Annotated in this window: 10 protein-coding genes; 5 read left to right on the top strand and 5 right to left on the bottom strand. The window is 56.1% G+C overall.

Features of this window, described 5'->3' with window-relative positions:
- The first annotated feature begins 164 nt into the window (after nucleotides 1-164).
- Both P406_RS12285 and P406_RS12280 read left to right on the top strand, forming a co-directional pair.
- Nucleotides 165-896, top strand: a complete 732-nt coding sequence (locus P406_RS12285) for a hypothetical protein (protein ID WP_046236302.1) — start codon at nucleotides 165-167, stop codon at nucleotides 894-896.
- A 695-nt stretch (nucleotides 897-1,591) separates the two neighbouring features.
- The gene (locus tag P406_RS12280; RefSeq protein ID WP_046236301.1) at nucleotides 1,592-2,461 is read left to right on the top strand and encodes a hypothetical protein; all 870 of its coding nucleotides are present in this window, start codon (nucleotides 1,592-1,594) and stop codon (nucleotides 2,459-2,461) included.
- 4 nt (nucleotides 2,462-2,465) lie between these two features.
- On the opposite strand, the gene P406_RS12275 is transcribed toward P406_RS12280, so the two are convergent.
- The 5 genes from P406_RS12275 to mlaY all read right to left on the bottom strand — a co-directional run bounded on the left by P406_RS12275 (nucleotide 2,466) and on the right by mlaY (nucleotide 8,070).
- Nucleotides 2,466-3,542 carry a diguanylate cyclase gene (locus P406_RS12275; protein WP_046236300.1) on the bottom strand — a complete coding sequence of 359 codons (1,077 nt, stop codon included), beginning with the start codon at nucleotides 3,540-3,542 and terminating at the stop codon, nucleotides 2,466-2,468.
- 299 nt (nucleotides 3,543-3,841) lie between these two features.
- Nucleotides 3,842-5,044: an MFS transporter gene (locus tag P406_RS12270; RefSeq protein ID WP_003412721.1), complete on the bottom strand. Its 1,203-nt coding sequence runs from the start codon at nucleotides 5,042-5,044 to the stop codon at nucleotides 3,842-3,844.
- Between the two features lie 203 nt (nucleotides 5,045-5,247).
- Nucleotides 5,248-5,835, bottom strand: coding sequence for a DcrB/PsbP domain-containing protein (locus tag P406_RS12265; RefSeq protein WP_046236299.1), 588 nt, complete (start codon nucleotides 5,833-5,835; stop codon nucleotides 5,248-5,250).
- A 131-nt stretch (nucleotides 5,836-5,966) separates the two neighbouring features.
- The gene (locus P406_RS12260) at nucleotides 5,967-6,779 is read right to left on the bottom strand and encodes an MlaA family lipoprotein (RefSeq protein WP_003412714.1); all 813 of its coding nucleotides are present in this window, start codon (nucleotides 6,777-6,779) and stop codon (nucleotides 5,967-5,969) included.
- A complete protein-coding gene (gene mlaY / locus P406_RS12255) occupies nucleotides 6,772-8,070 on the bottom strand; it encodes a lipid asymmetry maintenance lipase MlaY (RefSeq protein WP_003363327.1) in 1,299 nt (432 codons plus the stop codon). The genes P406_RS12260 and mlaY overlap by 8 nt, the downstream gene beginning before the upstream one ends.
- A gap of 1,179 nt (nucleotides 8,071-9,249) precedes the next feature.
- Here mlaY and P406_RS12245 point away from each other — a divergent pair.
- The 3 genes from P406_RS12245 (at nucleotide 9,250) to P406_RS12235 (ending at nucleotide 12,305) form a co-directional block, all read left to right on the top strand.
- Nucleotides 9,250-10,104 (top strand): glycine betaine ABC transporter substrate-binding protein, encoded by an 855-nt coding sequence (locus tag P406_RS12245; RefSeq protein ID WP_046236297.1) that lies wholly within the window; start codon nucleotides 9,250-9,252, stop codon nucleotides 10,102-10,104.
- Between the two features lie 234 nt (nucleotides 10,105-10,338).
- Nucleotides 10,339-10,650 (top strand): DUF485 domain-containing protein, encoded by a 312-nt coding sequence (locus P406_RS12240; protein ID WP_003314526.1) that lies wholly within the window; start codon nucleotides 10,339-10,341, stop codon nucleotides 10,648-10,650.
- Nucleotides 10,647-12,305 (top strand): cation acetate symporter, encoded by a 1,659-nt coding sequence (locus tag P406_RS12235; protein ID WP_003402531.1) that lies wholly within the window; start codon nucleotides 10,647-10,649, stop codon nucleotides 12,303-12,305. Before P406_RS12240 ends, P406_RS12235 begins: the two co-directional genes overlap by 4 nt.
- Nucleotides 12,306-12,356 lie beyond the last annotated feature (51 nt).

The raw sequence follows: 12,356 nt of genomic DNA, 5'->3' as shown, positions 1-12,356 counted from the left end.
GTAACTTGTTAATGCAATGAGCACTGCTGACGTTTGGCGGTGCAATCAATAATACCGTGCTGCTCTGTGACTGCCGTCAGCCACTGCTTCCTGGCTGTCTGCAGAAAGGAATATTCGAAACCTGCTCGCACGACGAACTGTAAACAATAAAAAAGGAGCCACTCATGACTGTTTGTTTTGTTCGGGGCGAGTCAGGTGCCGACACGTCGTTGCGGCTGGATCCGCAGCGGCCTGACTTTAATATGACAACGGACTTCCAGCATCTGACAACCCGGCAGTCCGCGCTTACGGTGACGCAACTTGCCGAGCAACAGGCAAAGCTGTCCGGCCCCGTTGGCCTGTTTGCCAAACTCTGTCGGCAGCTTCGTTCGCATGGGCGTCAGTCACCCTTGCTCGAAGACATTGCCCGGCTTGAGGGCCGCAAGCGTCAATGGCTGGCCGAGCGCGCCGTACAATTTGCACTCGGGCTGCACGGCCGTCGGTCAGAAGCCGAGAACCCGTTCAAGGGCCTGGTGCGAGAAGACCTGTGCTGCATCGTATTCGATGAGCCATCGCCGCACACGCTGGTCGAGCGTTATGCCGCCAGCGAAGCGCTGCGGGCTCAGGACAGTGAGTACTTCGTCAAACTCATAGCTACCACGCGCAATACCGTCGAACGGCGAATCGTCTTTCATGGTCTGCTCGAACACTTCGACCGGCTATTGCCCATCGAGAAGAGCATCTATCCGCTCAACTATCGAGCTGTTCAGCAAGCACACCTCGATCATGAAGAAGCCCTCTACGGCGCACTGATAAAGCAGCAGCCCATTGGCACATTGCTTGAGAGGCATACGCCTGAGTGGCTGTTGGATAACCTCTCATCGTTTGAACTTTCCATTGATCAAGCGTGTGGCTAATCAGGTCTCGGACGTGGGTATTTATACCAGTTGGTTGATGGGGTTTTTACAAGCGGTTTAGATTTTCTCTAACAGAACATGTTTAATCAGAGTGCGCGTTAGCGCGTTCGGTGAATGGTAAAAAGTAGTGGTTCGTGCAGAGGCTTTCAAGCCTGCGGCTTTCGCACGGCCGATGAATTTGATTTATAAATATTGGAGCAATACCTATGAAAAAAATAGCACCTTTGCTTGTGTTGTTAGTGTCGGCTGCCAGCCAGGCGGGCGATTATTCTGTTACGACTACCCGAACACCGACGTTTATCAATGGGCCTGGTCACAGTGCGTTTTCCCGACACCAATTGAGATTGGCTGATTACCCCCGCGGCGCGGCGAATAACTCTCGGTTGCAAAAGATTTCCTGGACCGCTACGTCTTTTCCGGAGAGTACGGGTGAGCAGGCAAAAATATGTTTCAGACGCGGAGGCGTACACGAGTCGAGCTGTATTCAGATTGATCCAGGTATGCCAGGTGACACTGATCAATTTAATAGCTTGGGGTTCAGCTATGCATCGGATGTTTTGATAAAACACCAAGCTGTCAATGGACCTTGGCAAAGCAAGCCTGCAGGGCCAGAAACAGTCACCTTTCATTTAACGTATTGATTGTCAATCCCTGGCGATAACCGCCAGGTATCTTTCGGGGCAGGAGCCAACGTCATGCGAGTCATAAGTTCCGGAGCAGATGCACTGATAGCCGCGCAACAACTTGATGATAAAAGAGCGGCAAAAAACATGCGCTCAATTGCCAATCCCACCCTCCGATCAACCTCTCCAGACTCTGCGGTGACCATCAGCGGCCAGGCCCTCCTGAAACACAGGGTGTTTGGGTTCGCGGACGCTGCTCGTTCTGCGCCCATGCTAGGAAAAGCCGAATGTGGAATGTCCATGCCCCAGGCGTTTTTTCTAACCCGGGATGATCGGAGTCTGTTGGGTGACGTTTACGGTTGGGCGAGTGATCAGGGAGCTGATTTGAGCTATGTCGATGACCTGGCGTTTCAGTTGGCTTCTTACAGGGAGAGTGATGATGGAGGGATCATGCTTCGTCATAACCAGGGCAAAACATATGACATGGAAGGCCACAAGGTGTTCTACAGTTTTACCGAGCCGCAGGCGGCCACCGCCAAACGTATTACCGAAAGCGATGGGTTAAAAACAACGCGGCTGGATCAGGGGTTTGTTCGCTTCATCACTGACAAGGACTACGGGTCCATCGGTCACAATAATTTTGATTTTATGGAAAAAGTCATCAACAGGTTTTCAACGGCGGGAGAAAGGGACGAGCAACTGGGTGCAGACTTCACTACTTATAAAAGCCAGAAGAGTGACTACATAAGGACGCTGTCCAAGGAAAAATACACGCCGGGCGAAGGAGACTCTCAAGAAACGGTCGCCGTAAAAAAATCCACCAAACCCAAGGAAATAACGCTGGAAAGCCTGCGTAACGATATGCGCGAGACGTTTCTAAAAGCGATGGGGGTCAAGAGTCTCTCATCCCTGTTCGACATGCTGTTCAAGGACAAGCGTTGACGGATCAGGCCTGTGCGCCAAGCGACTGGAGTTCTGGCGGCGCATCCTGAGGGCTGGCGACGCGGTTGCGGCCGGTGCTTTTGGCCAGATACAGCGCCTTGTCTGCTTCATGCAGCCACGACGAGGCATCCGGCATTTCAGGGGAGTAGGCGGCAATGCCGATACTGAGGCTGACCTTGAGATCGCAATGCAGGGTATAGGTCATTTCATCTATCGCCAGGCGCAGGCGCTCAAGGATTTCCTTTGCTTGAAGCAGACTGGTGTCGGGCAGAATGACGCAGAATTCATCGCCGCCACAACGCCCGATCAGATCGGAATCGCGCAGGTTTTCTATCAGTGCTTCGCTGATACTCTGCAGCACCGTGTCGCCCATCAGGTGGCCGTAAGTGTCGTTGATGACCTTGAAGTGATCGATATCGATCAGCGCGATGACGCACTCCTGATACGCGCCCTGATTACTGGCGTACTTAAGGTCAAGCAGGTCCTTCCACGCGCCATGATTGAGCAGGCCGGTGAGGCTGTCGGTGCGGCTGACCTTGCGCAGGATGTTGCGGTGTTCCCATAACTTGAGTGTGACCTGATGGCTCAGCCAGCCAATGAAAATAGGGTAGGTCACCAGTACCGGAAGGCAGGCGTAGATCTGCGCCATGTTGCCATGCAGATTGACGACAGGGTCGAGCGCGGCCAGCGAAATCAGCACGCCCAGTGCCTGCATGCACAGGCCTTGCAGCATCAGACGTGGCCCGGCGGCGGCCATGTTATGCATGGCCATCATGGCGAGCACCGTAACCCCGGGAACTGCGCTGAAACCCATCGCGCCAACCCAGAAACCGCCCATCATCGAATCGAAAAGCAGGTTGCGCCATTCAGCCTGGTAAGGCTCGCGCGACGTTCTTGCGAGCTGGTAAGCAACATGCGGCCACACCAGGCTATAGAGCAGCGCCAACAACCACGCCCAGTGTGCTGCATTCACGTAATACAAAGAAACAGCGACCGTCACAAAGCCAACGCTGACACCGAAGCATCTCGGGGCGTAGATCCGCTTGGCGAATGCCATCCCTCTGCGGTGATAGGTGCTCATAGATTCTTACCGGACATTACTTTCGAATCGGTCAGAAATCGACACCGCTTGACCGAAAGGCTGGAGTTTGAGCGTTCACTAGTGGCAAGGGAAGAGTATTTTGCCGAGGGGTGTCAAATAGCTACATATTGAGGAAAGGTTACTGTTTAAAAGTCAATTAAATGACAGAAACAGTGCTAAAACCTGTTCAAAAATATGACGAAATATACAATTTAATACACCGCTAATAACCGGGGCAGGGTGTCTGGTTGTTGGCAGACACACTGCCCGGCGAGTTCAGTAACGCGACGGTCAGGCGGTTATAACGGTGCCTTGTTTTTCTGAGTGCTGGTCATCCATGCAACGGCAATGGACAGCAGCGCAACAACAGCGGCGACATACCCTACGGCACCCAGGCCCAGGTGCTCGATGGTAAGGCCTCCGATGATCGATCCCAGGCCGATGCCGGCATTGGCGGCCGAAACATTCAGGGTCCCTGCCAGTGCCTGGGCCTGAGGCGCTGCTTTCATCACCCTGATCTGGCAGATCGGAAACAGCGCCGTATGTGCGATGCCCCAAATCACCAGCACCACGGCCAGCAGCGGCATGGAGCCTGCGGCGGGTACGCTTGCGGTCATGCCCAGTGCGAGCAGCAGCGCAAAGGCCATGGTCGAGCCGAGCGGGCTGCGGTCCACATAACGTCCACCCAGGGCATTACCGATCAGGCCGACCGCGCCGAAGCCCATCAACCACCAACCCACTTGAGCCGATTCGATGCCCGCGATGCGTTCCAGCGTGTCAGCCAGGTAGGTATAGGCACCGAACATGGCCGTGAACAGCAGGATAGACAGCAGCAGGTTGGCGAGGAAAAACGGATCGCGGAGAATTTTTGCCTGCTCGGCGAGGCCGACCTTTGCAGTAGGTTCGATACGCGGCATCGACAGTGCCAGCAACAGGGCCATCAACGCTGACAGCAGCGTCAGCGCCCAGAATGCGCCGCGCCAGCCCACGGCATCGGCAAATACCGTACCCAGCGGAATACCGAACAGCATGGCAGCCGAGATGCCGAGGTACACCTGCGCAACAGCCTTGCCAGCGCGTTTCGGTCCGGCCAGCAGGCTTGCCGTTTCACTGGCCGTGCCCCAGAACACCGGCAAGGCCAGTGCCGGAATGAACCGCGCCAGCGCCAGCACCCAGATATTGCTCGACACCGCCGCCAGCGCGTTGGAGGCGGCGAAGATCAGCAGGATGACAATGAACGTACGCTTGCGGTCCAGGTGCGAGAGCATGGCCGTCAGCGGTGGGCCAAAGAGCATCACCGTGAAGGCGAACAGCGTCACCAGCAAACCTGCAGTAGAAATGGAAATTCCCAGATCACGGGCCATTGAAGGCAACAGACCGATGATGAGAAATTCAGTGGTGACGATCACGAAGCCGGCGAGGGCCAGAATCGCGATGGACAAGCCGGCGCCGGTCGAGCTTTCGCCGCGAGCGCCGGAGGCAGTGGTTTCCAGAGAAGGCATTGTGCAGACCCATTAAAAATAAGTCCGCCAGCTTATTGCAGAAAAGAGCTTCTATCTTTGCCAAGTTTTCCCTTTGTTGTGGACTGGAATTCACTAATAAGGGTTTCGTGGGCGATCTGCCAGGGTTCAGGCCCTGGTCGAGCGGTTATCCGGCGTGTTGCGGGTGAATTGAGCCACATCGGACCGGCGGACCGGTCCGCAGATCACTGGCCGATGACAGTCTTCACCAGCGCAGCATGCTCTTTCGGATTCTTCGCATTGGAGACCACGTTCAGCACGGCTGCGCGGCTACCCGATGCAGCGACGATCGATGTGCTCAGTACCTGAGCGTCACTCATGGTCGCCGAGGTGTCCAGTTGACGCACACCAAGACCGTTCTTCTTGACGATCTTCTTGTCGCCCAGCTTTTTGAAGTCCTTGTAGCCGGTACTCTGCTGGGCAAGGATGCCGGTGACCAGCCCATCAAGTACTGCGCCGTCGTTATCGTTGGCCTGCACGCCCATTGGCATAGGTGTTTCGGTAACGATCAGCACGCGCTTTTCGGCCGCATTGGTGTAGAGCGACCCCGTCACACCCTGAGCCTTGGCTTTTGCATCAATCTCGGGCATCTCGCCCTGTACGTAGCCCGCAGGGATGGTGAAGGCCAGTTTGCCGCCCAGCAGCGAAGCCTTTTGCACCGCAGCAGCGGGCGCAGCGGCCTGCGGCTTGGTGGCAGCCTGAGCGCTGAGCATGCTCTGACATGCTGCCAGTGCGACACACACAGCCATTGCCTTGAAACCGAAAGAGCGCATGGAAATTCCTTTTTGTCTGTTGATGACGGAGGCGTTTGCCTTGAGCCATGTGATTGGCCAGGCAGGTAAAAGTGCCAAAAAAAACGACCAGCCCGATCACTCCGGCTGGCCGTCGTTTTGCCGCGTTACGCTTATTCGGCGATCTGCAGCTTGCGCGACTCGGTGTAGACGTAGCGCACTTTTTCATACTCGAACGGCGAGTTGAGCTGGCCGTAACGGAAACTGGTGACGTAACGGCGGTCAACGGCGCGCAACACGGTGATTTCCGGATGGTCGCTGCTGACTTCAGCCACGTTGAGGAAGTTGATCTGGTTTTCAGCCGTGTAGTCGAACAGCATGCCGCCGGTGTCACGCACGTTCGATGGACCGAACAATGGCAACACCAGATAAGGCCCTGCAGGGACGCCGTAGAAGCCCAGGGTCTGGCCGAAGTCTTCGCTCTGGCGCGGCAGGCCCATCATGGTCGCCGGGTCCCACAGACCGGCGATGCCGATGGTGGTGTTGAGCAGCAGACGGCCAGTGGTGTCCAGCGAGCGCTCGCCCTTGAACTGCAGCAGGCTGTTCAGCAAGTTGGAGACATCGCCCAGGTTGCTGAAAAAGTTGCTCACGCCGCTGCGTACGAAGCCGGGGGTGATGTAGCGGTAGCCGTCCACGACCGGCAGAAATACCCATTCATCGAAACGGTAGTTGAAGTGGTAAACCCGGCGGTTCCAGGATTCCAGCGGATCATAGACTTCCAGCGCGTTGATGGAGGCGCGCTCGAATTCACGCTGATCCAGCCCCGGGTTGAATTGCAGCGACTTCAGTGGCTGAGTGAAACCATCAGCATCGGTCTGACGGGCCACAGTGGCCGGGTGCTGAGCCTTGTTGCTGGTATCCGCGTCAGCGGCCTGGACTGTGCCGGCACAGAGCAGAGCGGCAAGAAGTAAAAGACGTTTAGCCACGGAAAAACTCCAGCATGGCGTCGGTGTTGACGCGGTAATTAAGGTTGCCGCAATGCCCGCCGTACGGGTAAACGGTCAGGCGATCGCCAAAGGTCTTGCGCAGGAAGCCGAGGTCACCCGAGCCCAGGATCACGTCGTCGGCGTTGTGCATGACGGCAATCTTGGTGTTGCTGTGCAGGTAGTCCTTGAGCGCGTAGAGGCTGACCTGGTCGACCAGTTGCAGCAGGCTACCGCCGTCGGTGCGTGCGCGCCACATCGGGATGACCTGTTCGGTCAGGTAGCAATCGAAGTCGCACTGCAGAGCACGCTTGAGGAACGGCGTCAGGCTGGTGCCTTCGGTGATCGGGAATTTCGGTGGCGTGATCAGACCGCGACGGTTGATCAGGTCGGAGGTGAACGCGATGTCAGCCGACGAGAAGCGGAACGAGGTACCGATCAGCATCGCCATCTGTTCGTTGGTCAGGTGCTGCTTGGACTGCTGGAAGTCGAACAGCAGTGCATCGTTGAGGTCGATGTAACCCTTTTGGCGGAAGTAGCGGGTCAGCTTGGCCAGCACCAGTTCATAGAACGTGGTGGTGTTGTTGATGCCCTTGACGTTGGTTTGTACCAGTTTGTCGAGGTTGCTGATCGAGGTGTAGAGATTGACCGGCGGGTTGAGCAGCAGGACTTTCTTGAAGTTGAAGCTGCGACGGGTTTCGTCCAGCTTGCTGACGAATGCAGCATTCAGTGCGCCGAGGCTGTAACCGGTCAGGTAATAGTCGGTTACCGGCAATTGCGCCTGCTGAGCCCGAATGGCCTGCATCACGCGATAAATGTCTTCTGCATCGTCGGTGGAGACGCCAGGAGTCGCAAAGCGCGAGGCCGAGCTCATGAAGTCATAGCTGGTGGGCGAAGACAGCTGCACCACGTGGTAGCCCGCGCCGTAATAGAGCTTTTTCAGGAATTCATTGATGGTGCTGTTATACGGCGCGCCGGTGCCGGCGATCAGGAAGATCAGCGGAGCAGCGTGGTCCTGTTTGGCCAGGCGATAGTGCAACTTTTTCACCGCCCAGAAGTTGTCGGGCAGGGTGAACTCGCGCTCGGGGTGCAGGTTCAGGGTGTAAACATCCTGATCGATATCTTCATCGTCAGGCAGATCGGGGCGCAGATCGGGCGGTGTGGTCGCAATGGTCGCTTCAAACGGATTAGTCAGCGGGTAGCCATAGGTGGCAGAGTCGACGTTGGTTGCCAGAGCGGACGCACTTAAACACAAGCCACCTATAACGGTGGCGAGGCGCAGAAAACGGAGCATGACTAAATCCCTTGGGAAAGAAGTGCTGATGAGATACGCAGGCTATGACCAAGGTGTAGTGCCAAAGTGCCCCATCCACCGGTTAACCCTGTAAATATGACGGAACAATACACGTTCTTTGGATTTTGCAATGCAGATATGCGGTTTATTTTTGTATGACTCGTGTATCTGCTGCCCCAAAGCGACGTTTGCACGGCTGGTGATGATGGGCAGGCCATGGCCTGGAGACGAATTTTCCGACTTGCGGAAAGCACAAAGGAGAGCCGTAGCTCTCCTCCAATGTGGTTCACGTGCTCTTTTTATTGTTATAGGGCGGCCTGTTATTGTTGTTGGCGACCAGTCCCTTTACAGCGTTGTTGTGCGACCCCCATGCGGGGTCAAGAGCAAACGTATTTTTTTGAGCGCTGATTCACTTTAATCACCTGCCTGCACAACGGCGTGATCCCACCGGTTCTGGAGCTACCTGACGGTAGTTTTATTGTTCTCGGTCCGGTCGCGAGGCCTTTCACTGAAAGGTCCCTGTAAAGCTGATCCACTCCAAAAAAATCTGTTAGCTGCGCCTCTGTCCGTTTTGTTCTTGTTGTGTCAGAGCCGTTACGTATTGTTTTTATTGGTTTGCTGCATCATTTGTTGTTTTTGTTGTACCAGAGATATAGCAGGACCCGTGCCAGTTTTTGAAAACTCTTTTAAATCAGTGGCTTGTGAATTTTGATGGTTGGCGCGTGGTCATAGAGCCGGAAAAAATGTTTCCGTGTTACCTGTTCGCGGTGGTGATCGTAAAGCTGCGGTAACACATCGTGTTTCCTTCGTAGCACGAGCCAGAGTGGTGCGCCGCAAGTCTGTGTCGTCTATACGACGATGGTATGGCGAAGGGCGTTCTCCTATGGGCATAAAGGTGTGCCCCTGCCGCTAATGGCCAGCTTCAGGCGTTTTTCGCTGTGCGTTGTCGTTGATGGCTCGTTGTTGTCGTTTCCCGTTGTCCCAGTGTCGCAGACAGAGCATGCCTGCCTGTCGTGCAGGTCGATGATCAGGGTGGCGTTGCGGTGCGTTTGATTGCGCGTGGCAGCGATAAAAACGTGCAAGGCGCCGCGTGCCCCAAGGTCGGGCGCGGGGGCGGTCTGGAGAACAACGTTAACCATGCCCCGACAACCGTCGGTGCAAACTTCCGGGGAAGCGACAATGATGATGCGAAAAATACTGGGGGCGGGTGCCGCTCTGGTACTTGCGGTCAGCTCCACGCTGGCGATCGCCGAAACCAAGACCCTGACCATTGGCTATGTGGAAGGCTGGTCCGACAGTGTCGCCACTACCTTCGTGGCCTCCGAAGTGATCAAGCAAAAGCTTGGTTATGACGTCAAGTTGCAGTCTGTCGCCGCGGGGATCATGTGGCAGGCGGTGGCAACCGACAAGCTCGACCTCATGCTGTCTGCGTGGCTTCCGGGTACACATGGCGAGTACTACGCCAAGTACAAGGATCAGGTCGTCAACTACGGGCCCAATTTCAAGGACGCCAAGATCGGCCTGATCGTGCCTGAATACGTCAAGGCCAAAAGCATTGAAGACCTCAAGACCGATGATTCCTTCAAAAAGAAGATCACCGGGATCGATGCCGGTTCGGGCGTGATGCTCAAAACCGATCAGGCCATCAAGGACTATGGGCTGGACGGCTACAAGCTGCAGGCCAGTTCCGGCGCGGGCATGATCGCCGAGCTCACCCGTGCCGAGAAGGACAAAAAAGCCATCGTGGTCACCGGCTGGGTGCCGCACTGGATGTTCGCCAAATGGAAACTGCGTTTCCTGGACGACCCGAAAGGTGTCTACGGCGAGGCTGAAACCGTCGACAACGTTGGCAGCCTGGGGCTGGAGAAGAAAGCTCCTGAAGTCGTGGCCTTCCTGAAAAAATTCCAGTGGGCATCCAAGGATGAAATCGGTGAGGTGATGCTGGCGATTCAGGACGGCGCCAAACCTGAAGCTGCAGCGAAGGACTGGGTCGCCAAGCACCCGGACCGCGTCGCCGCATGGACTGCCAAATAGTCGCAAAGTGTCTGAATAGCCCTTCTCAAGGCCGTCTGGTGTTATCGCCAGACGGCCTTTTGTTTTTCTGCCCCGGAGTATTTTCCGTGCGACCGACTGCCGGTGGGTCCAGGCCGTGCGAGAAGAGGTATCCACAGCTAATGTCGTTCTAATACTAAGGTCGTCTGGAGTGCGCGCCGGACCCGACTAAAGTGCGTTACGTGACATCTCATCTGTGCTGCGAGGACAAAAACAATGAACGACAGCATTTACCTCTCGATTCAAAACAGCCCCCGTTTCAAGGAGCTGGTCTCCAAAAGAGAGCGTTTCGCCTGGATTCTCTCGGCGATCATGCTTGGCCTGTATGCGGCCTTTATTCTTTTGATCGCTTACGGACCCCATATTCTGGGGGCCAAACTAAGTCCTACTTCAACCATTACCTGGGGAATGCCGATAGGCGTTGGGCTGATTCTTTCCGCGTTCATATTGACGGCCATCTATGTTCGCCGTGCCAACGGTGAATTCGATGACCTGAACAACGCGATCCTCAAGGAGGCTCAGCAATGATCCGGCGCCTATCAGCAGCACTTGGCTTGGCCGCCTTCGCGCCGACCCTCTGGGCGGCAGACGCGTTGACGGGTGCAGTGCAGAAACAACCCCTGAACGTCGCCGCGATCGTCATGTTCGTGGTCTTCGTCGCTTTCACGCTGTACATCACCTACTGGGCATCGAAAAAGAACAAGACTGCGTCGGACTACTACTCGGCAGGTGGCAAGATCACCGGTTTCCAGAACGGTCTGGCGATTGCCGGTGACTACATGTCGGCAGCGTCCTTTCTGGGGATTTCCGCACTGGTCTACACCTCCGGCTACGATGGCCTGATCTACTCGATCGGCTTCCTGGTGGGCTGGCCGATCATCCTGTTCCTGATCGCCGAACGCCTGCGCAACCTGGGTAAATACACCTTTGCCGACGTGGCCTCGTACCGCCTCAAGCAAAAGGAAATTCGCACCCTGTCTGCCTGCGGCTCTCTGGTCGTGGTGGCGTTTTACCTGATTGCGCAGATGGTCGGTGCCGGCAAGCTGATCCAGCTGCTGTTCGGTCTGGACTACGCTGTTGCGGTGGTGCTGGTCGGTATCCTTATGTGCCTCTATGTGCTGTTCGGCGGCATGCTCGCTACAACCTGGGTGCAGATCATCAAGGCAGTGATGTTGCTGTCCGGTGCGTCGTTCATGGCACTGATGGTCATGAAGCACGTCAACTTCGACTTCAACATGCTGTTTTCCGAAGCGATCAAGGTTCACCCCAAAGGTGAAGCGATCATGAGCCCTGGCGGGCTGGTGAAAGACCCGATCTCGGCGTTCTCGCTGGGTCTGGCCCTGATGTTCGGTACTGCGGGCCTGCCACACATCCTGATGCGCTTCTTCACCGTGAGCGATGCCAAGGAAGCCCGCAAGTCGGTGCTCTACGCAACCGGCTTTATTGGCTACTTCTACATCCTGACCTTCATCATCGGTTTCGGCGCGATCCTGCTGGTCAGCACCAATCCGGCGTTCAAGGATGCAGCAGGCGCCTTGCTGGGCGGTAACAACATGGCTGCGGTTCACCTGGCCGATGCGGTCGGTGGCAGTCTGTTCCTGGGCTTCATCTCGGCAGTCGCCTTCGCCACCATTCTGGCAGTGGTTGCCGGTCTGACCCTGGCGGGTGCTTCGGCGGTTTCTCACGACCTGTATGCCAGCGTCATCAAGGCAGGCAAAGCCAACGAGAAGGACGAGATCCGTATCTCGAAAATCACCACCATTGCCCTGGCGGTCGTGGCGATCTTTCTGGGTATTGCCTTCGAAAGCCAGAACATCGCGTTCATGGTGGGCCTGGCGTTCTCGGTCGCGGCAAGCTGCAACTTCCCGATCCTGCTGCTCTCCATGTACTGGAAAAACCTGACCACCCGTGGCGCCATGATCGGCGGCTGGATGGGCCTGATCAGCGCAGTGGTGCTGATGGTGCTGGGGCCGACCATCTGGGTGCAGATCCTGCATCACGAGAAAGCCATTTTCCCTTACGAATACCCGGCGTTGTTTTCCATCGCCATTGCCTTCGTAGGTATCTGGTTCTTCTCCATCACCGACAAGTCGAAAGCGGCGGAGGGCGAGCGCGCTCTGTTCTACCCGCAATTCGTCCGCTCGCAGACGGGGCTGGGTGCTAGTGGTGCGGTTTCGCACTAAGGCCAGGTTGTTGTGAACGAGAAGCAGCCTTCGGGCTGCTTTTTCATGGGC

It is taken from the genome of Pseudomonas syringae pv. coryli str. NCPPB 4273 (genome assembly GCF_000972175.1).
GTDB classification, from domain to species: Bacteria; Pseudomonadota; Gammaproteobacteria; order Pseudomonadales; family Pseudomonadaceae; genus Aquipseudomonas; species Aquipseudomonas syringae.
Note: the sequence above shows the minus strand (reverse complement) of the source record. Positions and strands in the feature narration are given on the sequence as shown.